Genomic DNA, 25,728 nt, shown 5'->3' on the forward strand with positions numbered 1-25,728 from the left:
AAAAGGAAAAATCCTTTTTACCACACCTATCAGTTGTGCTTTTTCCCAATAAGGACTACTATGTAAGATGGTGCTAATTTATGTAAAGCAGGCTCTTATGATTATAGTGGTCTGAAACAATCCTTTTACCTAATAAATACATAGAGAATGACATCTAGAGAGGGGGATTTTTCTGGATGGGAAATTGGATGTTGAACATTAGCTTAACGTTTGGATTAATGATTATTTTATTAATCGATTATAAAAAAGATCAAACTGAGATGGAGTGGCGAAAATTCCTTCCAATGGGAATTGGGCTAATCGTCATTTTAGGGATTTGTTTTCTAAATGGTTCGGCATTTTGGGATTGGGTTTTGCAGTCCTTTTTAAATAACTCGCATATTTGGAATTTAAATGCGCTCTTTAATTCGATTCCGTTCAATGACGGAGCGATTTTCCGATTGTATCAGCCAGAAGCTCTTACTATTTTTATGAGATGGATCTACCACTACGGCTTTGTCTTAAGCTGGGCAGCAGCGGTTACACGCAGCTTCTTCACAAAAAATGTAGGGAAAATGGTGCGCTATACGCTATCAAGTCACCTGCTTCAGTTGCCGATCATCACACCCTTTTACGTTATGTTTTTATTGCAGGAAGTTTGGTACGTGAAGGGTCATCCAGATGGCATGGCCAGAGGACTGACGGGTAATGATCTGTTAACAACGGTGCAAAACTGCTTCCCAAGCATGCATACGTCTGTTTCGTTTGCGATCTTGCTTCTTGCCCTTCGTGAAAAGGGTCCCATTTTTAAATGGACGATGGTGTCTTACTGTACGCTCGTCATCTTCTCCACCCTTTACCTTGAAATTCACTGGATTATTGACATGCTAGGTGGCTTATTGCTCGGTTACGGAACGGTCAAACTCGTTGACTGGATTTTCGTTCTTTACGCCAAACGCAAGCATTCACGTTCAAATGTTAAGACAAAAGCAGTATTGAGTGAAAGATCATAGGGTGATTCCTATGATCTTTTTTAACATTTGTTGTTTGGGTAATGTTAATTATTCCTTTATTTAAGAACAGTTTTGTTTGTAGAGACGCTTTAAATACCTCCTCATCCGCAGTATTATTTTCTGTTCATTACCCTTACATTCTAAAATATCTAGTTGTGTTGATGCCATTTCTTAAAACCACTTTTTAAAATTTTTCTGGTCGCCGGAAAATTCATCACAATCTCTATACAGCATGTAAAACCTTTGAGACGTATTTTTTCACCGACGTCTTAAGAAGTGCTGCTAGTGTTAGGGAATCCTCAAATGATGAAGCTGAATAAGGTGAGGAGAAGCGTAGAAAAACAATTTAGTACTTCAAATGCTTCTTGTCTGAGGTAAGTTACTAATTGTAGGGCGTAAGCTTTGCAGTTCAACTTTAGATAATTTTTTTGAGAATAAAGATAACCTTCTAATGATTTCTAAAACGAACATGTTGATGCGTTCTACCCCACATTAACTTATAGATTAGAATTCCTGAACTTAGAACTTCTGCACGCATTCTCCCTTCTCTACAGCTTTAATGAACAGGTAGTTTATCTGGGTTCATTGTTATATACATTTCCACTATTTTTTCATTACTAATATAAAAACTAAGGATACTTTGAATCTTCCCATTCATGTATATCACAATTGCTGGTTGGTAATTTACATTTTTTACTTCGAAATAAAAGTCCTCAGGCGCCTTTTTTATAATTCCATATAATAGAGATGTTACATTAGAGAAGGATACAATTGGGCGTATAGCAGCTGTAACTTTTCCACCGCCATCAGAAAATAGCGTGACATCTTCTGATACAAGCTCTAATAAGACATCGATCTTTTGCGTTTGAAATGCTTCTATAAAGCGATTAATGATTAACGTATTTTCCTCGTAGTTTAGGCTTTCACCTTCTACACTCGATATTTTTTGCTTCGCCCTACTAAAAATTTTCCTGCAGTTTTCTTCTTTCTTTTCAACTATGCTAGCAATCTCTGAGTATGGGAAATTAAATACCTCTCTTAAAAGCAGAATCGCTCGTTCATCTGCTTTTAAATGCTCCATCATTCGTAAGTAAGCAATACTTAAACCCTCTTTTTGTATCAGCGTTTCAGATGGATCGAAGGTCTGTAATTTTTCTAGCAGTAAAGGCTCAGGATTCCATTGTCCCACATATTGTTCTCTCCTGTACGGTGCAGACTTTAATACATCGAGACAAAGGTTTGTCATGATTTTACACAAATAGGCTTTCTTAACCCTTATATGTTCTTCCTTTACTTGGTACGCTTTTAGAAACGTTTCTTGGGCAATATCTTCTGCTTCTACTACTGAACCTAACATCCGATAACCTATTGAAAACAACAATGGTTTAAAAAGTTCATATTCTTCTTTTGTAATTTGCACTGTTTTCCTCCTCCTCTTTTAAAAGGATATCTTCAGCCGCTTGTTTGCCACTGCTGATTGCTCCCTCTGCTAAAATAGCGTTGGGGGACGTCCAGTCTCCTGCTATATATAATCCCAGAATTTCTGTTTTAGAACGCAGCAGCATGTGCTCATCTCCTATTTGGGGTAGGCGCTGATTCACTGTAATGGTAGGAATAAATCGGCTTTTAATCACATATTTTTGCCAGCCTGGCTGCAGTCTATCTAAGAATTTTTCAAGCTCGTTTTTACTACTTGTTCCATCAATGCAATCATTAGGATGATGGTATTTAAATACATGAAGAACGGCGCTTTTCCCGTCATCAGAAAGCCGTGCATAATTTGAATGCACAGAATAATAAAAGGGATCTGTAATGTTCATAGCGAATAATCGCCTCGGGTTAGGAAGCTGTGTTAAAGCAACATCTAATGTCGCCCCTTTTACAGCTATCATCTCGGTAAAAAAGCTGTTTTGCTGGTATTGAACATGTTTGTTTAGCATGTCGTTGAGTTCATGAGGCCCCGTTGTACAAATGACATATTTTGCGTAAATTTCTTCTTCATTAGACAGAATTAATTTAAATTGATTCTGTTGTGCAGGATGAATCTCTTTAACAAGCGTATGTGTTCGAAGCTGAATACCTGAGGTAATTGCTGTATTATGAAGTTGGTCAATAATCGTTTGCCAGCCACCATCTAGATAAATAACGCCAGCCATAGCATTTTTTATATTCAATATGGTTACTTTCGCACTGACCATCTCAGGAGCATGACAATATGTTGCAAGTCTTGCAAGCATATATAGTAGTGATTTAATTTTTTCAGAGTTACTTATCTGTATAACCCATTGTTGAAATGTTTGCTCTGCTAAATTTTCTGGATCAATCGTCATTACTTTCCATAAAGCCGCAATCCATTCGATACGCTCTTTGTTATTCAAAAGACGTGTTGTAAAAAGTCCCAGAGGAGAAAACGGAGCAACATATTCCATATTGTTTTCAACTAATATACCGCCTAATTTGGGTGACTTTCCACTAAGACTAATACCTAACTCTTTAAGGATCGACGTGGCTTTTCCTTTTTTTAAAAGCGCATGCGGTCCTAGATTTAAATACTGTTGTTTCACCTTATTTGTTCTAGCCCTACCACCAACAACTTTCCCTTTTTCTATCACTAATATGGATAAATTGGCTTCTGTCAAATAATTTGCTGCCACATAGCCTGCTAATCCACCACCAACGATAACAACATCCCAATTTTGAGTCATAAGATAACCCCCTAAAGTTCATTCATAACTCAAGACGACAAAGGGCAAAACGATGTGACAATAAGTAAAAACTTTCATAAATTTGTTCGCGAATGAGCCCAAGAACATAGCCGTTCTTGGGCTTATGAGATGTTTTTAAAGGGTGGATCTTCTCCATTATTGATCTGACGCTTGCTTTTTACCATTTGCCTTGTGAACACGCTTTACGCTTCTCTTAGCTTCACCATATTATACCAAGTTACCCCACCATGCGCTGAATCGGATACGCCGTGGTTACGAAATCCGCATTTTTCATAAAAAGGTACCAGCTCTTTTTTACACGTCAACGTGATGCCTTCTCGTTCATTTTTTTGCACAAGCTCGTCCATTTTATGTAGTAAAACCTTTGCTACTCCTTGATTTCTAGCGCTTTTTGAAACGGCTAATCCTAAGATGCTTTGATATCCTCCGCTCTGCGGGTTTTTCTGTATTTTTTCAAACAGATCATCTGTGATATATGGTTTATGAATGATCGGACCATTAATATAGCCAAGAATAATATTATCCTGTTCGGCTACAAGGAAGGTATCCCCTATAAACTGAATTCTTTCTGTCATCGCTTCTTTTGTTGCCGCCTCTTCTGGCGAAAACCCTTCCTGTTCAATGATCATCAGCTGCTCTAAATCTGTTGGTCTCACGTTCCGTAAAATCATTTTTTGTCTCCTCTCTTTTTCTTGAATAATAGTACCCGGCAAATGAAAACAGTCATAGGATTATTCCTATGACCTGTCTAGTAAGCCCGCTCTTTCCCTAGCTTTTGTTCCTTCCACATCAACGTAATCACAAACCCCATTGCCATGATGACGGAGGCAAAAAGGTACGGATAGTTTAAGTTTACATCAAACAAAATACCGCCGATCGCAGGTCCGATAATGTTCCCGAGACTTGTGTAAGTTGAGTTCATTCCGGCTATGAATCCTTGCTCCTCCCCTGCTGATTTGGATAAAAAGGACGTAAGCGCAGGTCGGAGTATATCGAAAGCTAAGAAAATCACGCACGTAATCGCTAAAATCACGAAAAATCCTGAGAAAATCGTTGACGCAACGGCGAGTACGACGCCAATAAGGAGGCAGAGTTGAATGAGCTTCTTCTCCCCCATTTTTTCGACCATTTTTCCGAAAAGAAAGACCTGAAAAATAACGCCGAAAATGGAGCTTACCGTAATAATGATCGCAATGTCTCGCGGTGTGAAGCCGAACTTTCGGTTTGAGAATAAGCTAAAGACGGTTTCATATGATGAAAGCCCAAGTGCTAAGACAAACACAATGACAAAGGCAATGAAATACAGCGGCTTAAAGGATCGCTTAAAATCACTGAAAAAGTTCGTTTCTTTTCCCTTTGAGATGTTTGCGTTCATCTGCTCTTTTGTAAGCGTTTCTTTTAGCATAAAGACAGAGGAAATACAGGCTAAAAAGGCAATTCCTCCTGCAAAAAAGAACGGTGTACGAATGCCATATTCCGCAATAAACCCGCCAATACCAGGACCAATAATGAATCCTGTGCTAATGGCAGCTGAAATATATCCCATTGCCGTTGGGCGTTCCTGTGGAGACGTAATGTCTGCGACGTATGCCGTCACACCAGGCATAATAAAAGCAGCGCTAAAACCTCCAAGTATGCGAGAAATATAAAGCATCCAGACATGTGTTCCAATCCCAAAAATAATCTCTGACACGCCAAACAAGAAAAGCCCAATTATAATCATTTTTTTACGACCATAACGGTCTACCCACCGCCCTGACGCGGGTGACATGACGAGCTGTGCGAACGCGAATGCCGCAACGAGATACCCCATCGTTTGTCCTGATAGATGCATCATGTTCATAAATGAAGGCATAACGGGAATGATGAGTCCAATGCCGAGAAAGGCAATAAAAATGTTACTTAAAAGAATGAGTAATACTGCTTTTTGTTCTTTTAGCGTTTTGTGCACTATGAAGCACCTCCATTCATTCCGTTGTTCGTGGTGAAATTCCTCTCCAAAATACGCTCCAAGAGGCTTTTAGCTTATCTCGTAGGCGCTGTTCATCGTTCACATAGACAAGCTCTAGCAAAATGGAGTCGACTACGCCGAAAAATGCGAGCGTTGGCGTTTTTGCGTGATCTGCCACGATCTCGTCTGCTTCAAGCCACGCCTGAAACTTTTCGGTTAGAACCGCCTCCACCTTTCGTTCTAAATCAATTACCTCGTCTTGAATCGCTCCTTCAAGGTGTGCCGGTGGAAAAAACGACATGCGAAGCCAAAATTTCAGTTGCTCATTTTGTTGAAATAAATCCACGACGAGTTTTAAAAATCCAGATAGATGATCGTAAGGATTTTGGTCATCGACCGTACTAAAATAATGAAGCTTTGTTGATAGCTCCGTTTCCTTTGCATCGCGAAGCACGTGTAGAAAAAGATCGTCCTTCCCTTTGAAATGCGAATAAATCGACTGCTTTTTCATCCCGACTTCTTCTGCTATTTGTGATAGAGACGCCCCCTCATAGCCATGAATCGTAAAGTACTTTAGGGCCGCCTCTTTAATTTCGTTTCTTTTCATCTTTATCACCTCACAAATTAACGAACGTTCGTCAGTTATATTACCAAATAAATCAAATAAGAGCAAGTAACTAGAGTATGGATCATTCTTCCTTTTCCTATGTATAGAAAAATCCCCCATTAACACAGGTGTAATGGAGGATGATGGTTCATTTATATCGTGTTAGCAAAAAGATCGTTCCTGCTAAGGTTAAGACGGAAATGAGCTTACTCATTAAGAGAAGATAGCTTGTGATGTGTTGATTTAAGGTGAGATGAGGCAGCTCAATGAGGGCAATGACAATCAAAAAGTTAAACGCCAATATGGAGTATGCGTTTTGATAGGCTTTTGTTAAAATGGGGGCATTTCGTTCATCTTGTGTGTACGTGACTATGACATATGCGGTAACTAAAAGCGTGATGTAGGTCAGTCCGACAACGGCTAATTCCATTGCCATAATCCTTCCCTCCTTTTACTGGATTTGGTTGATCCGCATCACCTTGCCGAAAGTGGCAAAGCGATGCGGCTACTTTTTAATCCATATGGTGGGACTGATGATTCATAGGCTTTGTTTTTCGTTCTTTTTTTGTTTCCCATTTGAACCATTTGTTGAGCTGTACGTACACATTTTTTGAGTTTTTCGTTAACAATGGCCCAATAATCGCGAGCATAAGCACATATACGGCGGTAAACGGTTTGAGGATTGGCATAAGTCCACCCATCAATCCAAGATTAGCAACGATAATGGAAAATTCCCCTCTAGAAACGATCGTTAAGCCGATATTTGAAGCGGCCTTGTGTGATAATCCAGCCTTTCTTCCGGCGATCATTCCCGCTATAAAGTTACTAAGGATGGTGAGGATCACAGCACCAACGGCTAGCCAAATGGCACCTCCTAAACTCAGCGGATCAATGCTGAGTCCAAAGCTAAAGAAAAACAGGGCGCCAAAGAAATCCCGGAACGGAATAACTAAGTGCTCAATGCGCTTTCGATGCTCCGTTTCAGAGAACACAAGCCCTAATAACAATGCACCGATTGCTTCTGCCACGTGCAATTTCTCTGAAAATCCAGCCACTAAAAATAGCGCAGCAAAGATGACGAGAATAAATATTTCATTTGATTTGATATTTAATAATTTGTTGAGGATGGGTGCTCCTTTTCGTGCGATGATGAAGAACAGAAGCATGTAACCCAATGAAATGAGAACGGCGGTGATCGTACCTAAAATGGTCGTTGAACCACCTAGTAACAGCCCCGACATGACGGAGAGGAAGAGCGCTAAAAAGATATCATCAAACAGAATAATCCCTAAAATTAATTCTGTTTCGGAATTTGCCGTTCGTTTTAAATCAACTAATACTTTGGCGACAATTGCACTAGACGATACGCTTAAAAGTCCGGCAATAATGAGCGTTTCCATCGTTGGGAATCCGACAAGATAGCCGTATAGAAGGCCTAACACAAAGTTCAATGAAACATAAATGGAGCCGCCAACGACAATTGATTTTCCGGAGCGAATCAATTTTCCGACTGAAAACTCGAGTCCAAGGTAAAAGAGTAAGAATAGAACCCCTACCCGACCGAAAAACTCAATAATTTCAGTGCTTTTAATAAAAGTTAAATCAATAATGCCAATTTTGGGGGCATGAGGACCAACGGCCATCCCGACTAGGATGAGAAAGGGGATAATGGAGAATTTTAATTTTCCAGCAAGAACTGCTGTAAGGGCAATTAATACAAGCGCGACGCCAACTTCAAAAACGAGATGATTTGTCATAAATTATCCGCTCCTTCCAGATAAGATGTCTTTTACAATTCGTTTTACTTGATCGCGCTGTCCAGACACAATGACCGTGTCCCCTACTTCAAGACGCGTCTCAGGTCCAGGCGTGTGGATTTTCTTTAAGTTTTTTTTAATGATCGCAACAATATTCACCTCATAGGACTGTCTGATATTCAGCTCACCTATCGTGTGATTTGCAGCTTCGGCCCCTCTTTGCACTTTAAACCATTCAATCACTAAGTCATCAAACGCAAGCTCAATCGTCTCTAGCGCTTTTGGTGCATACGTCATTCCACCGATAATACCTGCAAGCTGTCTTGCTTCTTCATCTTCGAGTGACAGACTTGAGATGGCCTCATCAAACTGATCTTGTTCAAAGTGATACAAATCTCGTCGGCCATCATCGTGAATAATGACGACCACCTTTTCTTCATTTTTAGTAATAATCTCATACTTTTTCCCAATGCCGGGAAGCTCGATTTCTCGAATTTTCATCCTCGTTTCCTCCTTGAGTTTTAAAGTAATGTGACACTAATTAAGAAGCTCACAGGTTAACGTCAATTTCTGTGCGAATATGTTCGGTTTTAGAGATTCCGATGTATTTGAGCGTTTCAGCACGGGTGGAGTGATTAAAAATCTTTTGTAACAGGGAAATCGCAACGCCCCGCTTATACGCATGATAACCAAACGTTTTTCGCATAGAATTTGTTCCGATCTTCCCTGTAAATCCGATGGCTTCAGCTGCCTGATGGACAATGCGGTACGCCTGTTGGCGAGTGATGGGGTTATTGGTGCGAGCTGATTTGAATAGATAATCTTCTGCTGTTAACGCACGGTGCTGGATATAGTGAAGCACCGCCTGCTTGATTTTCTGATTGAGGTACACTTCTTTCGGCTGCTCGTGGTGCAGATACTCATAAAACGTTTTAATGTGCTCCCCGTCCTCCATTAGCTCTCCTACTCGAATGTCCAGCATTTCGGTAATTTTCATCCCCGTATTAATGCCAAAAACAAACAGCACGTAATCCCTCTCTGAGTGCTTTTTCAAATACCTCTTCATCGCGTTAATCTGTTTGATGTCTCGAAATGCTTCTACATATTCCATAAACAAGTCTCCTTAATTAATGTTACATAATCATACTATTACATAGTATTATGTAACGTTCAAATAAAACACTTGGAAAACAAGAATTTTCTGTCTATTTTGTGTCGAAGATTTGAACAACAAAAAGCCACATGATTTCGCATGTGGCGGTTAGATGGATCTAGCGTTTCATCGTATGTAGAGATTGTTCGATTTGCTGTTGTTCCATTTGAAACGAAAGCTCATGCTGCCATTTTTCTTTTTTAAACCCAATCTGAGAAAATGAAAAATCGACCACATAGAAGGCTCGTTTTCGTTTAATGTGTAACCCAATCTCTTCTTCTGTACTATCTAAAGAAGCCGTTTTTCCCTCTCCTTGAAGAAGGAGCTCAAGATCGTGCTGAAAGGTAAGAAGCTCACTTTCCAAAAAGATGGGCGAACGATAGTGATAGGTAAAATTGTTTGATTTGACGGATAGCAAATTTGACTGTAGATCACGCAGATAGCTTTCCTCATCGTTTGGGTACATAGAGCCATATGAGAAGATGGAAATGGTCTTCTCCCCGTTTGATAAAGTAAGCTCTAATACGCTTTCTCGTTCCTCCATCATGAACAACCTCCTCGTCGTGTTAAGTGTCAATTATTCCTTCATTGTGCCTTTAAATTTCTCAGGCTTTTTGACGTAGCCTTCAATAATAAAACCACATTCTGTGAAAAGTAAATACTCGACCTCAGAGCCTAAGCTCATTTTGCCCTTTGGATATATAACTCCATAATCATAATGCTTTCCAATTCCAAGCTCCCGTTCTCCGCATTTTGGGCATTCCGTTAGTTCATGATTCATACACTTCCCATCCCTTCTTGGAAATGATAACCTTATATAAGGTTATCATAAATATTGGAAAATGGTAGATTACGATTGTTCGATCACCCCACCATTTTTCTTAGGAGTGAATAGATTGACGACAACATATGTAACATGGGGCGAATCTAGAGTGAAATTAACATGGCAACCATCGCGTGAGCTTCCTGACCGTTCGCTTATTACAAGCGTTCATGGTTTCTGCTTTCAAGACGGAAACCTCTTAATGGTGGAGTTAGACAGAGGATGGGACTTTCCAGGAGGACATATTGAGGGAGATGAAACCCCTGAACATTGCTTTGCCCGTGAAGCGCTAGAAGAAGCGTATGTAAAAGGAACATGTGAGCTGCTTGGGTACATGGTGATTGATCATAATGAAAATCCTGCGTGGTCAGAAGACAGCCCCTATCCAAAAGTCGGGTTTCAAGTATTTTATAAGATGGATATTTTGGAGCTGCTGCCGTTTGAAGGAAAGCACGAATCAGTAACGCGTACGTTCATTTCTCCTACCGAAGTCGACGCTTATTACGAAGACTGGCATGATCTTTATCAGGAAATATTGGATCAAGCTTTGGTGAAGTGAATAGTAGTAATGAGATCTTTTGATGAAGGAGTGAACACATATGTACTTATTTACGTCTGAAAAAATAGTTCCTTCTCGTTCATCTCCAAAATCCTTCATTTCGACGCCGCTTGGTGAGGTGCATATGGAGCTTTATATAAACGAAAAACCGCTCTCACATTTTGCTATAGTGGAAACGAAATCATTTGATTTACATCACGGTGGGATTCTTTATTCGTATGTAACCCCAGCACTTATCGCCGAGTTAGTCTTTTGTAAGCCCCCTTCCTCCCTTGCGCCTCACATGAGCATAGACGGCATATGTGGAGCCGTTTGGCGTGTAAAGCCGCTAGTTGATCAACTCTCGGTTAAATATTCGGCTACGCTACGCACACAAAAATTACTGGAAGGTGGCGCAAATAGTGGTGAAGGTCTAGATGCTCTGACATGGTATACAAACACGCACATGCTCACAATAGGAACTGAGGATGGACCAATGCTTACTCATCGCGGAAAGAAAAACGACCGAATGCCAAACTGTTTTTATACATATGACGAACTAGCTCAGCAAGAAATTGTTCAGTATGTCAATGACGCTCTTGTGGTCCCGATTCCCTCTCTACCTAAGAATGAAATCTGTCAGGTTCATTTTGTCATCGCATGGAAAAAACATGATGGGCAACCTGAAGATGACGTATCTACCTGGTATGCGGTTGATATGGTTGGAAAGGATATTCTATCAGCCGAGGAGTTAGCATAACATTATTAATTCTAAAAAGGTTTATCAGTACGTTTCAACAATTACTACTAAACTTACGAATCCATACATTTGAGGTGTACAAAATGAAAAAAGTGACCTATTTAATCACAATACTACTGGGAGTATTACTCTTATCAGCGTGTTCAGAAGAGTTAAAATCCCTTGTTGACGAGGAAGATGCGGCTGCCATTGAGGTGGCCACGTCACAAAATACGGGCAAGGGATCGTTGAAGTTGTTAACCCCTACCATTACGACGGACGAAAATCAGCTCAAATTTGAAACAGATGGTATTGATGAAGACAAAATAACCTATATTTATGTAGCCAATCAAAAAGTATGGGCTCAAAAGATAAAAAATAAGCAATCGTATAAAATTAGCATTAAAGACATTAAGAACGCTCACCGAACAGACTATAAGCCGAAGGTTCAGCTGTTTCAATATAAGGATGATAATGAAGAAAACGATATGACAACGTTTAAGCAGGCTCGTTATGAAGTGAAGGAATCGAAATAATCGCTATTAAAAAAGGCTTGGAGAAATTATTCTCCAAGCCTTTTCATTCATTTACAGAAGAAATCCACTCATCCACTGTCATAACGTCTGCCTGACGAGGGAACACTTTTTCTGTCAGAACACGATGTACTTCTGCATCGCCGTCCATACAAGCATCAGATAGTACTTTTAAGTGATAGTCCTTATCTGCCGCTTCTCGAAGCGTGGAAAGTACCACACCGCTTGTTGCAACACCCGTTAAAATAAGTTCGTTAATCCCACGGGCGCGAAGGACAACCTCAAGGTCACTTCCTGTAAACGCACTGACGCGACGTTTTGTCACAAGCGGCTCATTTTCACGTGGCGCAACAGATTCGTGAATTTGTGTTGCCCATTCAGCCTCTGTCATGCCACCTTGATTTTTGATCGCCGAGAACATTTTATTCGCTGAGCTAACCTCTGGAAAGCCGTCTCGGAATGCAACGCGAACGAATACGACAGGAATTCCTGCCTTACGTGCTGCTTCAACTGATTTTTGAAAAGGCGCTAGTGCTTCTGGTTTCTCCGCATAGCGCGATACAATTCCATTTTGAATATCCATCACAAGCAATGCTGGGTTTGTTTTTGTCATACATAAATCCTCCTCTTTCAATACCTCTCCTACTAGTTTGTCCGATTTTCATACAGAATTCAAATATTTATCTCTGTGAATTATTTAGTGAATGAAAAATACAGATGAACTTTCTCTAATATTTGTCACTACTATGATAGACTAAGGTTATTTACGTTGAACAGGAGGATGCAAAAGATGATGAAAAAAACGTTTCGAAATCAGCATCGCATGCTAGAGAGCTTCGGATATGAATTTCTTGTCACTTGTCCAAGCTGCAATCATTATTCAAAAGTGATTTCTTTAGGCGATCCCTCACCTTACGTCCCTCGAACTTCCATTCGTTTTGTGTGTACAAACTGCGGAATGAGTAAAGAGCTTACTTAAATGTCTTCACCATCCAGTCCGAAAACTTCTTCGGTTCCTCAAACTGTGGATAGTGTGCAGACTTTTTGAACGTAAGGAACTCTTTTTGACTCGCGTCGAGTGAATCAAAATAGTGCTTCGCCGCTTTCGCCGACGTCATGTAATCGTATTTTCCCATCACAAAATAAACGGGAAGATCAAGCGCGGTTACTTTTTCTGTCAGGGGATTCTTCAGCGCTTCCTGAACAAGCGGAAATTGATAGAATCCAATTCCACGTAGATACCCAATTGCATCTAGAAGGTTATATTCAGTCGTTAATGCCAGTTAAAATAGATTTTTTTCAGGATTGTCAATTTGGCGAGCTCCTCCCCCGTATTTCATCACCAAATCACGCGGTGTAAAAGCTTCGCCGTTTTCCACTTTGCTTTGTACCTTTTTAATCGCTCCAATATCTTCTTTATTCTCCGCTTTTGTAGCTTGCTTCAGCACGTAATCGAGGCTGTCCATCTCACTTTCGACCGTGTTACTCATTTGACTGATTCCTACATACGACTCGTATTTTTCAGGTGCTTTTGCGGCTGCTTGAGTGGCAACATATGTACCATACGAATGTCCAACTAAAATGACTTTTTTGTTGGTTACGTTCTTATTCAAATAGTCCGTAATTGCTATTAAATCATCCGCTAGCAGATCACTTGATATGTTCGGGTGAGCTTCATTAAAATGATACGATTTCCCTGTGCCACGCTGGTCATAGTTCACAACGGTAAAGTTTTTTTCGAGCAGGTGCTGATATTTTTTCGCATATGGAATCTCTGAGTTTCCAGGTCCTCCGTGTACAAAGAGAAGAACTGGATTTCTTTTGTCCTGTCCGCGTATCATGATCTCTTGATTTGTCCCGTTTATTTTTACCTGCTGTATTGTACTAATGCTATGATCTCCTGCAATGGATGACGTCCACGTTGGAAAAAAGAGCGCGATGAGAAGAATGGATACAATGGCCGTTACTGTAACGAGTACTACTTTTCCTGTTTTTTTCATGGTAACTCCTTTGATATATCAATCTTTTTAACTAATTATACCATAATTCACAAAATGTTCTTTTTAAGATTTAATAAATAAAATTTAAAAAAACTTGAATAAAATTAAAATAAAGATTAATATTATTAAAAAAGGAGGATAATTATGGATAAAAATGAAGTCCCTTCCTGGATATTGGCGCTAGATAAAGAGAACGTTGAATTTATCCGCCGGTTCATTTTACATTCAGGATCGTTAAAAGAGATGGCAAAAGAATACAGTGTTTCCTACCCTACTGTCCGAGCAAAGCTTGATCAGTTAATTAAAAAGGTCGAGTTATCAAGTACAGAAGAAGGTGTTGAATTTGTAACGATGATTAAGAATTTGGTGATTGATGAGCGGATTAGTCTAGATGTTGCAAAGCTGCTGATTGATCAATACAAAAAGGAAAGGGCGGATCGTTAATGGATTTCATTCTTAATTTTTTACCCGCTGTTATTATTCTAGGCGTTCAGTATTTCTTATCAACACGAAGACAATCCTTCTGGGGAGCCATTCTTCCGGTTCTTTATGTTGGCTTTTTAATTTATGGGAAGGCTACGAATCTATTTACGATAAAGCCTGGTGAGAAAGGTTTGTTATTTATCGGAATACTTGGGACAGTCATCTTGCTTGGAATGTGGGCAGACGGAAGAGAAAGAGTAACGAAAAAGCGTCAAAAGGAAATGGATAGATTGGAAGCGCAAAATCTATGAAAAGCTTAGATTAATATATGAACACTCATTTTCCCGGTCTCGAATTAGTGCCTCCGCTTTTTTACAACGGCGATATTGGTATTCGATTTGAACTAGGGGTAAATGATGAATCATCAAACTGCAGAGAAGGTAGTACTTATTTGAAGGAAGTAGATCACCGCGCTATTACTCTATTTGAAACGCTTCATCCGCAGGAAGAAAATTTAGTATTGGTTGTGAATATCTATGATTATCGAGCTTTTAAAAGAAATCTTAGACTTTTTGCATCTTTTATCAAAAGTCGTAAAGTTTTATATCAGTTAAAGCATACCCAAATTCGGGACGTTTTTACAGAGAAAGATGAGGAGACAGAGCATAAAACGCATCGGTTCATTCTTTCATGTAAAACAAAGGATATTCGTTATCAAAAGCTAATTAAAGCCATTTGTCGCCAGGATCTAGGAATTCGTCCCTCTATGAAGCATGATGTCTTCTTTATTCACCAAAAGAACCACACCATTTTTCATGTCTACGATGACCGCGGATGTGACGTTGTTGCCGCTTCAACAGAAGCTATTCGCCCCCTCTACGAAAACGACCAGTCTTGGATTTTAGACTATGACCGTGCAGAGATTGATGCGACGTTTAAGAAGTGAAGATCAGCTCATACATAATTAAGATGAGAAAATAAGTGTTAAAGAACCATCTCATAAAAAAGCATTGAAAGTTCATTCAATGCTTTTTGTAATGATTTCATGTTAAGTTTCAATCGATCTCTAAACCTTTTTCCGTCCTCCCCCCATCTTCTATACTAAAAATCTGTTAACCTTTTTTCTCCTCACTCGTTATAGAAGCGACACGACACGATTTCACATCATAGAGAAAGGATGAACACATTGAAAGTATGGAATTCGTATTTATTTTATGTAAAGCTGACGTGCCGGACGTGGGTCATGCCACTCCTGCTAGTAGGAAACATTGGGCTTATTTTATATCCGCTTTATTTATACAGTCATTATGTAGATAATGCAGATCTTGGCGGAATCGATCCGGCGTCACCTTTAGTGGGAAGCTATGGAATTTTTTCGCTTATCCTTACTTACTTATTTTTTGGAGTTTATGTAACAAAGCTTGATGAAACAGCTTCTATTGCGGAAACGTTTGGCGTAGTCGAGAACAGCATTGCTTGTAAAACCCTGGCCAAATCATTCGTCGCTCTGAGTGCCATTATCCTCTCACTTCTTGTACTTTATTTGTCCTATTTGGTTTTGTACGTGACAAGTGACTTTCATAGCCTGCGCTTCTTTCTACACGTAGGGATTTACATGCTTTTATACTATGGCCTCACGCCGTTTGTCATGTTTTTACTAGGAAGCGTGCTTACGCTCGTTATTCGAAACAAGCTCATTTATCCACTCATTCTTATGATGTTTGTCCTCTTAAGTCCGATGAACGCGGCTATATTCCCATATGATCCGACAAAGGCCTATAGCATCCGGCTTGATCGCTTATTAAATTTTGGCGAGCCGAACATGACGAGAAGCTACAACAGCTTTTACGGCTTCGCACTAGAGCCCATTCGCTGGATGAAAAGCTTGTTTTGCATGGCACTATTATGTTTGTTCACAATCTTCATCCTAAAAAAACGGCATGCATGGTTTTCAAATGGATTCAAACGCACTTTGTTTTGTTTTCTCCTTATTACTGGTATAACGTTTACGTACATCATTTCTCCTCATCAAACGTTTAATGATGATGATCTTGTTATTCGAAACTATTACGATACGCACCGTGCGAATGCAGCTGAGATGAATTCACCTATCGTCTTTTCTCATTATGATATCCATCTACAGCCAAAGGGTCAGTTAAATGCTTTCGTAAAAATCAAAGCGGAGAATACGAGTAACCAAATCGTGCAGTCAATGAAAGTGGCACTCTATCATGAGCTTCATATACAGCAAATTAAGCTTGACGGAAAAACCGTTTCATTTGAGCAAAAGCAGGACTTCGTTAACATTCATTTTTCTTCTGGAGGCTGGGCTCCTCATACGGAAAAAACGCTTGAGTTTACATACACTGGACTGCACTCAAATTTGTATTTTGCTAACACCCGTGCGATTTATTTACCAAACTACTTATCTTGGTTGCCTAGTGAAGACCTAACTCCTGCATTCCAGCTTGTATCAAAGCAGAGGCAAATTCACCGTCTGCCGCGTCTCGCTCACGCTCAAAAAAGCTATGATCTGTATGTGAACAGCGGGAAGGAAATTTACTCCAACCTTCCATTAAAAAGTGAGCAACATTGGAGCGGAACGACTGATGAAGGAGTATCGATCATCTCCGGACAGCTCACGTCAAAGAAGCTGAGCGATTTCACCCTCGTTTATCCGAACGATTGGGAATCAGAATTTGCCGATACGACGGTACTTCATCGCTATGTAAAAGCAGTTACGGCTATTTTGCAGAACCAGCTTCATGATCAAGTTCACCTTCCCAAAAGTCTCTATTTTTTGCCGAACGAAAACATTGGTGACGGATTTTCCGGTGAAGGTACGTGGTGGAACAACACAGACCTTATATTCGGATTTCGCTATTACGACCGAAACGGAATGAATTATTTTACAAAGGAGAACATGTCAGATTTCACCTATCGTCTGGTGCTCGCTCGTACAAAAACTATGAATAGTAGTTCATATGACTATGAATTTAACGTCCTGTTTGCGAGTGCGTATGCCCAGGCTATTAACGCACAGCTTCACTTATCAAACGAAGAAGCAAAGGACAATTTAGACTTTCTCCTCTCTTCTGTCGTTGGAGATGACGGAGGGAAATTAGCCGTTAAGCGTCTGCTTCTTCAGTGGATGAAGCAGCCTAAGGCGTATGATACTCGTTCTCCCCTGTATCAATCATGGTACAAGCTAACGAAGGATGATACGCCGAATAAATGGACGAAGCTAAAAGACATTTTGAAAGAGAAAGAAGGAACGAACGATGAACATCATTGAGATAAACGGTATTCAAAAAACATACAAACGAAAAAAAGCGCTTCGCAACGTCACCTGTACCATTCAAGGAACATTTGGGCTTTTAGGACCGAACGGAGCAGGCAAAACGACGCTAATGAGAATCTTAGCCACATTGATTAAGCCTGATCATGGTGATATTCGTTTCAATGACGAGGTGTCATGGGAAAATTCCAGCAGAATTCGTCAAATGATCGGCTATCTTCCGCAGCACTTTTCCTTGTATAAGCAGGCGACCGTCATGGAGTGCCTGTTTCACCTCGCCGTGCTAAAAGGAATTCCGAAAAAGCAGGCCCGAGCGGAGATTGAAAAATTACTGCATGACGTAAATCTAGTCGGGCAAGAAAAAACGAAAATGAAGCATCTATCAGGCGGTATGCTTCGCCGCATCGGCATTGCACAAGCCTTGCTTGGGGACCCTCCTATTCTCATTGTCGATGAGCCAACCGTGGGGTTAGATATTGATGAGCGCGTGCGTTTTCGGCAGCTTTTACGACAAGTAGGAAAAAACCGAATTGTGCTTATTTCTACTCATATCGTGGAGGATGTTGAAGAGACGTGTGATCATATTGGTATTTTAAAGGATGGGGTCATGCTGTTTACAGGAAGCAAGGACGAACTAAAGGACATTGTAAAAGGAAAAGTGACAGAGAAAGTTGCTTCCTACGAAGAAGTAGACGCGATGAGGGATCGGATCATCTCTATCACAGAACAAGGTGAGTATTATCTCGTTCGTTACCTCGATGAACATGGAATACATACGGTCACGCCAACCATTCAAGACGCCTACTTATTTCTCACACGAAACGGTGAGAACGGATGAATATTGTCAAGAGACTTCACCTCCCTTTTGATAGTCGGTTAATGGGGATTTCTTTTTATATTCCTTTTCTCCTCATGACTTTAACCGTTACATATACATATGCAAGTTCAGGTCCAGACCATATCATGAACGTGGCTCATCTGCTGGAATTTCTCGTATGTCCATGTGCTTCCATGTGGTCTGTGTATCTATTTATAAGTTATTACGAGGACGAAGCAGCGGAGCTTTTATTTACCTATCCCCTTCCGATGATGGCACACGGCTTACTAAGAGTCTGCGCCTTTTTCATTTTGTATGCAACAGCGCTAGGGATTTCGATAGGACTGCTGTCTGTGACGTTAAAGGAGGTCTCCCTTTTTCAATTACTGCTTTTAATGATCCCACAGGCGCTTGTGTACAGTGCGCTCGGCTTTGTACTTATGATCGGATCACGTCACCCTGCTTTCCCCCTGTCCATCATTGGGTCATATGTGGCCATTAAATTTTTTACGAAAGGAAGCATGATTTTTCCCCTTTATAACATTATGTCGTTCTCGGTTGATTTACAGGCTTCACCCCTTTTAAAGACGCTAGCGATCAAAAATACGCTGATCGCAGGAGTGCTGTTTGTCATTGGTCAATATATTCTCGGGAAGCGAAAACTCTCATAGACTGGATGAATTTCTACTTTAAAGAAAAATTTGTTAACCTTTTTCTTCGTGAAACGTTTTAGAGGCGGGAGGTTGGACATGAAAGATGCTTTATTAGGCGAAAAGTTACATGAAAAGCTGCAGTTTGTCTTCGCATATTTAGTGAAGATGGGCGCGAAAAAGGAAGACGCAGAAGACATTATTCAAGATACGGCCTACAAATTTTTACGCTACATGGATTCGATTGGACCAAGTCAAATTCAAAGTTGGCTATTTCGGGTAGCCATTAACGGCTATTATGACTTAACACGTAAGCGAACGCGCCGGAAAGATATTTTGCTGGCGTTTGATTTTAACGAACTACTAGACGAGGATACGCCGGAGCAAGCGGTTTTACATAAGGAGTTGCAGCAGGATATTCATATGTTATTAGGTCAGTTGAAAACGCAGTACCGGGAATTGCTTCTTTTGAAATATAGCACCGGGTTAAAAATCACAGAAATTGCCCAGCTCTATGGGATGAAAGAAGGATCAATTAAAACGATTCTTCACCGCGCACGAAAACAATTTATTGATGTGTACAGGAGGTCTAACGATGAGCGATGAAAATGAATTTTTACCAAGAGACTACGAGTTTGAGGGATTAGTAAAAAAAGCGCGCCGAAAAACGTTGCTTAAAATGATTATCATCTCCGTTATTAGCAGTGTAGTCGTACTTGGCGGATTATATCTTCTCGGAAGCTATGTCCTGCAGCAAACGATCGAAAAAGAAACAAATGCTGAGATGGGCTGGAGCTCTCTGCAAGGGGCCAATGTTGAAAGTATGGGAACACAGTTCAACTATACTCCGTTTTCAGCAACAGGAACGACGGAATTTGTGAAGAACGTTGAGGGAGTATTAATACCGTGGGGAGAGCGTCATGACGTTTACACGATGTTTGGTACATCAAAGCGTGAAAGCTTGTCTATGAGCGGTCCATCTAAAATGGGCAGTATTGATGATGAGCGACTTCCTTTCTACTATGAAGGGCAGCGCGTGATGGAATTTTATCATCCTGACGTTCAATACGTAAAGGTTTATGATGATCGATCCACGCTAAGTAAAATGAACGAGACGACCGTTGCGGAGATGGCATTCTCTTTTGATCAAGCATATTCCATTCAAGAGGTTCAAAAATTATTTCCAGATCATGTCGCGTGGTATTGGGTCGATACATTTACGAAGAAAGATGTAAAAGAAATGAGTAACCAAGCAAGGGATAAAAACATGGAAGAGACCGCTATTATTAATGGGTTCGATGTATACGGCTTCCCAAACAGTCCTCGTCCGGATACTGATCCGTCCCTTCCGTTCATTTCTACATTAAACATGTTGAAGAAGGACGGGAAATACGAAAGAGAAGCTTCGAATCTTTATAATGATTTAACAACTAACAAGAAAAGAAAGCTAACCCCTGACTCGCTAAAAATTATTGGCGTTGTGGTAACAGGAAAGCCAAGTGAGCTTAAAGCATACATGAAAACTTCAGCCGTTCGGGGAGCAGTACTAGGCGCAACGGCGAATAAGTATGAGTAAACTACGATGAATGAATCGTTTTTATAATTGTAATTAGGGTTGGTTTTTTCTCCAAACCAATCACCTCATAAAAAAAGCGCGTCGTTTCGAAAACGACGCGTTTTTTTAGATCACAAATGTGGGCTTATGCTGTTTTAATTTTGCCGGTGCTGTTGGGACAGGTTTGTTCGTATGAACATCAAGCACGGTAGACGCTTCGTTAAACCAGCAGTCCGGTGCTTCGGCTCCCCAAAACGTTTGTCTGCGCTTATCGTTTAAATCCCAGCGAATCGGCTTGAAATCAGGATCACTCGTTAAGTAGTCCCCGTTATACAGTTCAATGCGGTGACCGTCTGGATCTCTCACATACAAGAAAAACGCATTTGATAACCCATGTCGTGCAGGACCACGTTCAATGCTGCTTGAATAACCGAGTGCTGCTAAAACATCACAGCCATGAATAAGACTCATCGGATCACTTAGCCAAAAGCCAATATGATGAAGACGAGGGCCGATTCCGTTCATGAATGCAACGTCATGAACGCTAGGCTTGCGGTGAAGCCATGATGCCCATACTTTTTCTTCTTCTGACGCCGTATATTCGGAACACGAAAAACCAAGTTCCTTCATATAGAAATCATGTGTTTTCTCAACATCTGACACCATATTGTTAAAGTGATCGATGCGCTGGACTTTTGCGCCTTGATACAAATCATAGCGCTGCAGCATCCGCTCTACCGTCTCCATTTTCGCAAAGTACTCAAGTGGGAGTCCTGCCACGTCCTGAACACGAAAAGCGCGTCCTACCGCATGCTGACTTCCCTCTTCAAGCCACTTCACTCTGTAGCCATTTTGCTCGTAAAAACCAGCCAATGAGTCTAAATCTTCGTTCGAACGCACTTTGTAGCTCATTACTTCAACAACTGGCGCTTCTGCTTTTTTCAGGACGAGGCTATGATGGACGTGCTCTTCAAGTCCACGTAAATAGAGCGCCCCGTCCTTCTCCTCCGTTTCAATAAATCCAAGACCGCGAATATAAAAATCACGTGATTTCTCTAAATCTGTGACGTGAAGAATCGCTCTTGCCGATCGGATAATATCAAATGTCATGTTCTTCCCCCCTTTTTACACGTTCAGAAAGCTAGCTTTTGCATCCGTTCCTTTGCTAAGAAACTGTGAGACGCGTTCTTTTAGCTCCTCTTTTGCACCGTAGTTATCAAAGTACGTCATGCCCATCCGAACCGGATCACCGAAGAAATAGTACTCGTAGTGCATTTGCCTGCTTCCGAATGCGCTCATCGTCAAATCCCATGCCAAGCGGAATAGCTGAACGCGCTCGTATCCCTCAAGATTTTTTCCTTGAAGCCCTCGGTTGATAATCGAGCCAATTTCTTCGTTATGAAAATCAGCGTGTGTTGGAATACCCATAAGACCTGATGCACCAAGAACGCGAAGAATTTCCACAAGACGCGGATAAATACGTGGAAACCAGTTGCGCGCAGCGTCTAGCGCTTCGTAATCTGGCGTCATCGTTCCCCATTTATCAAGCTTTGCATTGTGCTCGGCACGATAAAGATGTGACTTCATCGCTTCAATCGTAAGCATGATTTCCGTTCCTTTGTCTTTTACATGCTGAAATTGGTCAATCCCAATCGCATCCATAACGGATAGCGCAACGCCGAGGACAAATTCCGTCTTAATGACGTTTTTGGCTACAACCTGGTGCGCCATATGAACGACCGCATTTGTTTCCCGGAACGTTCGGTTACAGATAGATGAATTTCCACAAACAAAGACGCGCTCCCACGGAACAAAGACGTGATCAAATGACACGATCGCATCTCCTTCTTCAAAGCGTGAAGAAAGCGGGTGATCATACGCGTTTTTTCCATAATCGAATGACTCGCGGCTAATAAACTTAAGTCCTGGCGTGTTGTTTGGAATCGCAAAAGCCAATGAGTACGGATCGTCAAGCTCTCCTGCTTTTTTCACCGTAGACGGGAACACGAGAATTTCATCCGTAATCCCACCTTGTGTAGCAAGAAGACGAATCCCGTCAACGATAATTCCAGCTTCATTTTTCTCCACTAAATGAAGCGCAACGTTGGCGTCTTTTTGCTCGTACTGTGCTTTTGCGCGATTGACCTGTGGATGAATGAGCGTGTGAGTTAAGCTAATATCATTTTCACGCGCATATTCGTAGTACTTCCGAGCATTTTCGGCAAACATCGGATCAGCCTCTGCAAACAGCTCATTTGAAACGCCCATCGCCATTACTTCTGCGTTTAAGTAATCAGGGGATCGCCCCATCATTCCCCCAGATGTTAACGCCCATTCCTGAATCGCTTCACGTCGTTTGATTAGATCTTCAACGGTCGTCGGCTGAAGAAACGTCATCCCGACTTGATGACCCGTCGTTGGTGACGTATACAGCATCTTTTTCGGCTGATCGAACTGAAGGTCATACAGGTGTGCCATTGAATGAATGACTCCTTTTAGCGCGGGGTGTTCCGTTACGTCTTTGACACGCTCACCGTGAATGTACACATTATTGTTCGCTTTTTTTAACCGCTCGATATAGTCCTTCCCTGTCTTTGCTCCCATGATTTTGTCCCCCCTCTATTTCTTTTTACCGAACTGCGGAATGTGATGATCCCCTAGCGCAACGTGGATGACCTTCGGCTCTGTATAAAATTCAAACATCGCGTAATGGCCCCCTTCGCGTCCAATTCCACTTGCTTTTGTGCCTCCAAATGGAATGCGGAGGTCACGCGTATTTTGTGAATTAATCCAAATCATGCCCGCCTCAACCGCCTGTGCGACGCGATGACCTCGTTTAATATCATTTGTCCATACATAGCCAGCCAGACCATACTTAACATCGTTTGCAGCGGCAATTACCTCTTCTTCGGATTGGAATTCAATCACCGCCATAACAGGACCGAAAATTTCCTCCTGACACACGCTCATATCGTTTGTCGCGTTTAAAAGGAGCGTTGCGGGGACAAAATTTCCTGCCTTTAGCTCTTCAGGAATTTTCCCTTGAATGACGTCACACCCCTCTTCTTTTGCAAGCTGAATGTAGTGATTGACCTTGTTATAATGTTCTGTTTCAATAAGTGGTCCAAGCTGTGTGCTTGGGTCCATCGGGTCACCCATTTTAATATTGAAGACGCGTTCTTTCAGCGCTTCTACGAATGAGTCTTTGATTGATTTGTGCAAAAAGACGCGGGAATTTGCCGTACAGCGCTCCCCGTTAAAAGAGAAGATGCCCCATACCGCTGCATCAAGAGCTCGCTCTAAATCGGCATCTTCAAAGACGATAAGCGGTGACTTCCCGCCAAGCTCCATGGAGGTTTTCTTTAACGTGTCGGCCGCGTTTCGAATAATCGTGCTTCCCGTCACGGTTTCGCCCGTAAAGGAAATCGCTTTTACGTCGGGATGCTCGACAAGCGCCGCTCCTGCTGTTTCACCAAAGCCATGAACAACGTTAAAAACACCTTTTGGAACCCCTGCTTTATGGATCACTTCTGCTAGCTTGTTAGCCGTAAGAGGTGAAAGCTCCGCTGGTTTTAGTACAACCGTGTTACCAGTTGCAAGAGCTGGTGCAACCTTCCATGTTTCAAGCATAAACGGCGCGTTCCACGGGGTAATGAGACCGACTACGCCAAGCGGCTTGTAGATGGTGTAATTCATAAATTCGTCGTCCTGCTGATACGCTTCACCGTACAGCTTTGCTTCTACCATTTTGGCGTAAAAGCGGAAGTTCGTTGCAGCACGCGAAACCATTTTTCTCGTTTGACTAATCGGTAGCCCTGTATCAATCGCTTCTAAAATCGCAATCTCTTCAACTTCTTCATCAATCACATCGGCAATTTTGTTTATATACGTCATTCGCTCAGCTAGCTTCAGCTTGCTCCACGTGTTCTCAAAGGCATGTTTCGCTGCTTCGACCGCTTCTTTAATATCTTCTTTTCGGCCTTCGGCAACCTCATTTAGCACTTCGTTTGTAAACGGACTTTTATTTTGAAAGGTACCATTTCCCTTTGCATGAAGAAATTCTCCGTTAATATAGAGCTGAACATCATGAACAAATTTTTTTGCTTCTGTTGAACTTTGATCCGTCGTTTTATGTGTCATATTTTCACCTCATTTTAGTTCGTTGAGATATGATCTGGTAACGTGACGTACTTCGATAGCACGTGACGAATTTCGTCTTGAAGAGCCTGTGTCGGCAAATCCATTGGGAGACGTAGGACTGGTTTAATGCTTCCCATCATGCCCATTGCGGCTTTTAGCGGAGCAGGATTCGTGTCTTTAAAGAGCACATCATTAAGCTCCATTAAATCAAAATGCAGGTCTTGCGCGCGTTTAACATCGCCTTCATTCCAGGCGTCATAAATTTCTGCGACCTTATTAGGCAAAATGTTGGCCGTTGCGCTAATGTGCCCTGCTCCACCAATTGCAAGCATCGGATAACAAAGCAGTTCAATGCCTGAATACAGTAAAAAGTCACGACCACAGTGAAGCAACACGCGATTCACGTGTTCAAAATCTTTATTGGATTCTTTCACGCCGATAATGTTTGGACAGTCTTGGCTAAGCTTTGCGAGCGTCTCTGGCTGAAGGTTTGTTGCGGTTCTTCCTGGGATGTTATAGACGATGATGGGGATGGAAACAGAATCAGCAACGGCCTTAAAGTGTTTGTATAAAGCGTGCTGTGAAGGTTTGTTGTAATAAGGAACGATGACAAGCGCTGCATCAGCACCCATTTCTTCTGCTTTTTTTGTTAAGTACAGCGTTTCATCATGGTTCGTTGAGCCTGTACCTGGAACAAATGGGACTCGTCCATTAATGGCTTTTGAGGCGGCTTGCATCACTTGGACACGCTCTTCTACCGTTAGAGAGCTTGGTTCACCTGTCGTGCCCGTTACTGAAATAGCGTGCGTTCCTTTTTCAATATGCCAGTTAATGAGTTTTTCAAAGGACGGAAAATCAATGGAATAGTCGTCGTTAAATGGGGTAATGACGGGGGCAATCGACCCTCTTAGTTTTTTCTTTGCTTCTGCGTATCTAGACATCTATTTATCACTCCTTATGGATCTTGGAATCTAAAAAATAAATGAAAACCCTTTCATAAAATACCTTAACATGTGGTATGTTATA

At 41.3% G+C, this 25,728-nt stretch carries 29 protein-coding genes and 1 pseudogene; 13 read left to right on the top strand and 17 right to left on the bottom strand.

Annotation, left to right across the window (positions count from 1 at the left end; all coding sequences use genetic code 11):
* The first annotated feature begins 176 nt into the window (after window positions 1–176).
* On the top strand, window positions 177–992 hold the full coding sequence (locus tag AMD01_RS09215; RefSeq protein ID WP_053401115.1) for a phosphatase PAP2 family protein: 816 nt from the start codon (window positions 177–179) through the stop codon (window positions 990–992).
* Between the two features lie 556 nt (window positions 993–1,548).
* Here AMD01_RS09215 and AMD01_RS09220 read toward each other — a convergent pair.
* From AMD01_RS09220 to AMD01_RS09270, 11 genes are all read right to left on the bottom strand, one after another.
* Window positions 1,549–2,412, bottom strand: a complete 864-nt coding sequence (locus tag AMD01_RS09220) for an RNA polymerase sigma-70 factor (protein ID WP_053401116.1) — start codon at window positions 2,410–2,412, stop codon at window positions 1,549–1,551.
* A complete protein-coding gene (locus AMD01_RS09225; protein ID WP_053401117.1) occupies window positions 2,387–3,697 on the bottom strand; it encodes a phytoene desaturase family protein in 1,311 nt (436 codons plus the stop codon). The genes AMD01_RS09220 and AMD01_RS09225 overlap by 26 nt, the downstream gene beginning before the upstream one ends.
* 203 nt (window positions 3,698–3,900) lie before the next feature.
* Window positions 3,901–4,389: a GNAT family N-acetyltransferase gene (locus tag AMD01_RS09230; RefSeq protein WP_053401118.1), complete on the bottom strand. Its 489-nt coding sequence runs from the start codon at window positions 4,387–4,389 to the stop codon at window positions 3,901–3,903.
* 77 nt (window positions 4,390–4,466) lie between these two features.
* The gene (locus AMD01_RS09235) at window positions 4,467–5,669 is read right to left on the bottom strand and encodes an MFS transporter (RefSeq protein WP_053401119.1); all 1,203 of its coding nucleotides are present in this window, start codon (window positions 5,667–5,669) and stop codon (window positions 4,467–4,469) included.
* Between the two features lie 16 nt (window positions 5,670–5,685).
* Window positions 5,686–6,276, bottom strand: a complete 591-nt coding sequence (locus AMD01_RS09240; protein ID WP_053401120.1) for a TetR/AcrR family transcriptional regulator — start codon at window positions 6,274–6,276, stop codon at window positions 5,686–5,688.
* Window positions 6,277–6,424: 148 nt separating this feature from the next.
* Window positions 6,425–6,712: a hypothetical protein gene (locus AMD01_RS09245; RefSeq protein WP_053401121.1), complete on the bottom strand. Its 288-nt coding sequence runs from the start codon at window positions 6,710–6,712 to the stop codon at window positions 6,425–6,427.
* A gap of 76 nt (window positions 6,713–6,788) precedes the next feature.
* On the bottom strand, window positions 6,789–8,033 hold the full coding sequence (locus tag AMD01_RS09250; protein WP_053401122.1) for a cation:proton antiporter: 1,245 nt from the start codon (window positions 8,031–8,033) through the stop codon (window positions 6,789–6,791).
* A gap of 3 nt (window positions 8,034–8,036) precedes the next feature.
* Window positions 8,037–8,534, bottom strand: coding sequence for a cation:proton antiporter regulatory subunit (locus tag AMD01_RS09255; RefSeq protein WP_053401123.1), 498 nt, complete (start codon window positions 8,532–8,534; stop codon window positions 8,037–8,039).
* A gap of 49 nt (window positions 8,535–8,583) precedes the next feature.
* Window positions 8,584–9,144, bottom strand: coding sequence for a tyrosine-type recombinase/integrase (locus AMD01_RS09260; protein ID WP_053401124.1), 561 nt, complete (start codon window positions 9,142–9,144; stop codon window positions 8,584–8,586).
* 160 nt (window positions 9,145–9,304) lie between these two features.
* Entirely contained in the window at window positions 9,305–9,733 is a 429-nt protein-coding gene (locus AMD01_RS09265) for a WapI family immunity protein (protein WP_083446494.1), read from the bottom strand.
* Window positions 9,734–9,763: 30 nt separating this feature from the next.
* Complete coding sequence (locus AMD01_RS09270; RefSeq protein ID WP_053401125.1) at window positions 9,764–9,967, bottom strand: hypothetical protein; 204 nt, start codon at window positions 9,965–9,967, stop codon at window positions 9,764–9,766.
* 115 nt (window positions 9,968–10,082) lie between these two features.
* Here AMD01_RS09270 and AMD01_RS09275 point away from each other — a divergent pair, with 115 nt between their 5' ends.
* The 3 genes from AMD01_RS09275 to AMD01_RS09285 all read left to right on the top strand — a co-directional run bounded on the left by AMD01_RS09275 (window position 10,083) and on the right by AMD01_RS09285 (window position 11,822).
* Complete coding sequence (locus AMD01_RS09275) at window positions 10,083–10,568, top strand: NUDIX hydrolase (protein ID WP_053401126.1); 486 nt, start codon at window positions 10,083–10,085, stop codon at window positions 10,566–10,568.
* 40 nt (window positions 10,569–10,608) lie between these two features.
* On the top strand, window positions 10,609–11,307 hold the full coding sequence (locus AMD01_RS09280; protein ID WP_053401127.1) for a hypothetical protein: 699 nt from the start codon (window positions 10,609–10,611) through the stop codon (window positions 11,305–11,307).
* An 83-nt stretch (window positions 11,308–11,390) separates the two neighbouring features.
* Complete coding sequence (locus AMD01_RS09285; RefSeq protein WP_053401128.1) at window positions 11,391–11,822, top strand: hypothetical protein; 432 nt, start codon at window positions 11,391–11,393, stop codon at window positions 11,820–11,822.
* Window positions 11,823–11,865: 43 nt separating this feature from the next.
* Here the strand turns inward: AMD01_RS09285 and AMD01_RS09290 are convergent, their stop codons facing one another.
* Complete coding sequence (locus AMD01_RS09290) at window positions 11,866–12,432, bottom strand: cysteine hydrolase family protein (RefSeq protein ID WP_053401129.1); 567 nt, start codon at window positions 12,430–12,432, stop codon at window positions 11,866–11,868.
* 177 nt (window positions 12,433–12,609) lie between these two features.
* Between AMD01_RS09290 and AMD01_RS09295 the strand changes: the two genes are divergently transcribed.
* Window positions 12,610–12,798 (top strand): hypothetical protein, encoded by a 189-nt coding sequence (locus AMD01_RS09295; RefSeq protein ID WP_053401130.1) that lies wholly within the window; start codon window positions 12,610–12,612, stop codon window positions 12,796–12,798.
* Here the strand turns inward: AMD01_RS09295 and AMD01_RS09305 are convergent.
* Window positions 12,791–13,819 (bottom strand): annotated as a pseudogene (locus AMD01_RS09305) (alpha/beta fold hydrolase). The gene AMD01_RS09295 and the pseudogene AMD01_RS09305 sit on opposite strands and share 8 nt — an antisense overlap.
* 144 nt (window positions 13,820–13,963) lie before the next feature.
* Here AMD01_RS09305 and AMD01_RS09310 point away from each other — a divergent pair.
* The 8 genes from AMD01_RS09310 to AMD01_RS09345 all read left to right on the top strand — a co-directional run bounded on the left by AMD01_RS09310 (window position 13,964) and on the right by AMD01_RS09345 (window position 20,583).
* Window positions 13,964–14,263 (top strand): DUF2089 family protein, encoded by a 300-nt coding sequence (locus tag AMD01_RS09310; RefSeq protein WP_053401133.1) that lies wholly within the window; start codon window positions 13,964–13,966, stop codon window positions 14,261–14,263.
* Window positions 14,263–14,553 (top strand): hypothetical protein, encoded by a 291-nt coding sequence (locus tag AMD01_RS09315; RefSeq protein WP_053401134.1) that lies wholly within the window; start codon window positions 14,263–14,265, stop codon window positions 14,551–14,553. Before AMD01_RS09310 ends, AMD01_RS09315 begins: the two co-directional genes overlap by 1 nt.
* 17 nt (window positions 14,554–14,570) lie before the next feature.
* Window positions 14,571–15,188 (top strand): DUF3885 domain-containing protein, encoded by a 618-nt coding sequence (locus tag AMD01_RS09320; protein WP_245638923.1) that lies wholly within the window; start codon window positions 14,571–14,573, stop codon window positions 15,186–15,188.
* A 240-nt stretch (window positions 15,189–15,428) separates the two neighbouring features.
* Window positions 15,429–17,537, top strand: coding sequence for a hypothetical protein (locus AMD01_RS09325; protein WP_053401135.1), 2,109 nt, complete (start codon window positions 15,429–15,431; stop codon window positions 17,535–17,537).
* Complete coding sequence (locus tag AMD01_RS09330) at window positions 17,524–18,378, top strand: ABC transporter ATP-binding protein (RefSeq protein ID WP_053401136.1); 855 nt, start codon at window positions 17,524–17,526, stop codon at window positions 18,376–18,378. The genes AMD01_RS09325 and AMD01_RS09330 overlap by 14 nt, the downstream gene beginning before the upstream one ends.
* A complete protein-coding gene (locus AMD01_RS09335; RefSeq protein WP_157052682.1) occupies window positions 18,375–19,028 on the top strand; it encodes a hypothetical protein in 654 nt (217 codons plus the stop codon). Before AMD01_RS09330 ends, AMD01_RS09335 begins: the two co-directional genes overlap by 4 nt.
* A 78-nt stretch (window positions 19,029–19,106) precedes the next feature.
* On the top strand, window positions 19,107–19,613 hold the full coding sequence (locus AMD01_RS09340; protein ID WP_053401138.1) for an RNA polymerase sigma factor: 507 nt from the start codon (window positions 19,107–19,109) through the stop codon (window positions 19,611–19,613).
* Window positions 19,603–20,583 carry an anti sigma factor C-terminal domain-containing protein gene (locus tag AMD01_RS09345; RefSeq protein WP_053401139.1) on the top strand — a complete coding sequence of 327 codons (981 nt, stop codon included), beginning with the start codon at window positions 19,603–19,605 and terminating at the stop codon, window positions 20,581–20,583. Before AMD01_RS09340 ends, AMD01_RS09345 begins: the two co-directional genes overlap by 11 nt.
* A 105-nt stretch (window positions 20,584–20,688) precedes the next feature.
* Here the strand turns inward: AMD01_RS09345 and hpaD are convergent, their stop codons facing one another.
* The 4 genes from hpaD to hpaI are packed head-to-tail and all read right to left on the bottom strand — an operon-like array spanning window position 20,689 to window position 25,643.
* Window positions 20,689–21,672 (bottom strand): 3,4-dihydroxyphenylacetate 2,3-dioxygenase, encoded by a 984-nt coding sequence (hpaD, locus tag AMD01_RS09350; RefSeq protein ID WP_053401140.1) that lies wholly within the window; start codon window positions 21,670–21,672, stop codon window positions 20,689–20,691.
* Window positions 21,673–21,687: 15 nt separating this feature from the next.
* On the bottom strand, window positions 21,688–23,166 hold the full coding sequence (gene hpaB / locus AMD01_RS09355; protein WP_053401141.1) for a 4-hydroxyphenylacetate 3-monooxygenase, oxygenase component: 1,479 nt from the start codon (window positions 23,164–23,166) through the stop codon (window positions 21,688–21,690).
* 15 nt (window positions 23,167–23,181) lie between these two features.
* Entirely contained in the window at window positions 23,182–24,702 is a 1,521-nt protein-coding gene (gene hpaE / locus AMD01_RS09360; protein ID WP_053401142.1) for a 5-carboxymethyl-2-hydroxymuconate semialdehyde dehydrogenase, read from the bottom strand.
* 14 nt (window positions 24,703–24,716) lie between these two features.
* The gene (hpaI, locus tag AMD01_RS09365; RefSeq protein ID WP_053401143.1) at window positions 24,717–25,643 is read right to left on the bottom strand and encodes a 2,4-dihydroxyhept-2-ene-1,7-dioic acid aldolase; all 927 of its coding nucleotides are present in this window, start codon (window positions 25,641–25,643) and stop codon (window positions 24,717–24,719) included.
* Between the last annotated feature and the right edge of the window lie 85 nt (window positions 25,644–25,728).

It is taken from the genome of Priestia koreensis (assembly GCF_001274935.1).
GTDB lineage: Bacteria > Bacillota > Bacilli > Bacillales > Bacillaceae_H > Bacillus_AG > Bacillus_AG koreensis.

Coding starts and splice junctions, on each gene's coding strand:
- AMD01_RS09215 (WP_053401115.1), top strand. CDS start 177: ATGGGAAATTGGATGTTGAACATTAGCTTAACGTTTGGATTAATGATT.
- AMD01_RS09225 (WP_053401117.1), bottom strand. CDS start 3,697: ATGACTCAAAATTGGGATGTTGTTATCGTTGGTGGTGGATTAGCAGGC.
- AMD01_RS09230 (WP_053401118.1), bottom strand. CDS start 4,389: ATGATTTTACGGAACGTGAGACCAACAGATTTAGAGCAGCTGATGATC.
- AMD01_RS09240 (WP_053401120.1), bottom strand. CDS start 6,276: ATGAAAAGAAACGAAATTAAAGAGGCGGCCCTAAAGTACTTTACGATT.
- AMD01_RS09245 (WP_053401121.1), bottom strand. CDS start 6,712: ATGGCAATGGAATTAGCCGTTGTCGGACTGACCTACATCACGCTTTTA.
- AMD01_RS09250 (WP_053401122.1), bottom strand. CDS start 8,033: ATGACAAATCATCTCGTTTTTGAAGTTGGCGTCGCGCTTGTATTAATT.
- AMD01_RS09255 (WP_053401123.1), bottom strand. CDS start 8,534: ATGAAAATTCGAGAAATCGAGCTTCCCGGCATTGGGAAAAAGTATGAG.
- AMD01_RS09260 (WP_053401124.1), bottom strand. CDS start 9,144: ATGGAATATGTAGAAGCATTTCGAGACATCAAACAGATTAACGCGATG.
- AMD01_RS09265 (WP_083446494.1), bottom strand. CDS start 9,733: ATGATGGAGGAACGAGAAAGCGTATTAGAGCTTACTTTATCAAACGGG.
- AMD01_RS09270 (WP_053401125.1), bottom strand. CDS start 9,967: ATGAATCATGAACTAACGGAATGCCCAAAATGCGGAGAACGGGAGCTT.
- AMD01_RS09280 (WP_053401127.1), top strand. CDS start 10,609: ATGTACTTATTTACGTCTGAAAAAATAGTTCCTTCTCGTTCATCTCCA.
- AMD01_RS09285 (WP_053401128.1), top strand. CDS start 11,391: ATGAAAAAAGTGACCTATTTAATCACAATACTACTGGGAGTATTACTC.
- AMD01_RS09290 (WP_053401129.1), bottom strand. CDS start 12,432: ATGACAAAAACAAACCCAGCATTGCTTGTGATGGATATTCAAAATGGA.
- AMD01_RS09295 (WP_053401130.1), top strand. CDS start 12,610: ATGATGAAAAAAACGTTTCGAAATCAGCATCGCATGCTAGAGAGCTTC.
- AMD01_RS09310 (WP_053401133.1), top strand. CDS start 13,964: ATGGATAAAAATGAAGTCCCTTCCTGGATATTGGCGCTAGATAAAGAG.
- AMD01_RS09315 (WP_053401134.1), top strand. CDS start 14,263: ATGGATTTCATTCTTAATTTTTTACCCGCTGTTATTATTCTAGGCGTT.
- AMD01_RS09320 (WP_245638923.1), top strand. CDS start 14,571: ATGAACACTCATTTTCCCGGTCTCGAATTAGTGCCTCCGCTTTTTTAC.
- AMD01_RS09330 (WP_053401136.1), top strand. CDS start 17,524: ATGAACATCATTGAGATAAACGGTATTCAAAAAACATACAAACGAAAA.
- AMD01_RS09335 (WP_157052682.1), top strand. CDS start 18,375: ATGAATATTGTCAAGAGACTTCACCTCCCTTTTGATAGTCGGTTAATG.
- AMD01_RS09340 (WP_053401138.1), top strand. CDS start 19,107: ATGAAAGATGCTTTATTAGGCGAAAAGTTACATGAAAAGCTGCAGTTT.
- AMD01_RS09345 (WP_053401139.1), top strand. CDS start 19,603: ATGAGCGATGAAAATGAATTTTTACCAAGAGACTACGAGTTTGAGGGA.
- hpaD (WP_053401140.1), bottom strand. CDS start 21,672: ATGACATTTGATATTATCCGATCGGCAAGAGCGATTCTTCACGTCACA.
- hpaB (WP_053401141.1), bottom strand. CDS start 23,166: ATGGGAGCAAAGACAGGGAAGGACTATATCGAGCGGTTAAAAAAAGCG.
- hpaE (WP_053401142.1), bottom strand. CDS start 24,702: ATGACACATAAAACGACGGATCAAAGTTCAACAGAAGCAAAAAAATTT.
- hpaI (WP_053401143.1), bottom strand. CDS start 25,643: ATGTCTAGATACGCAGAAGCAAAGAAAAAACTAAGAGGGTCGATTGCC.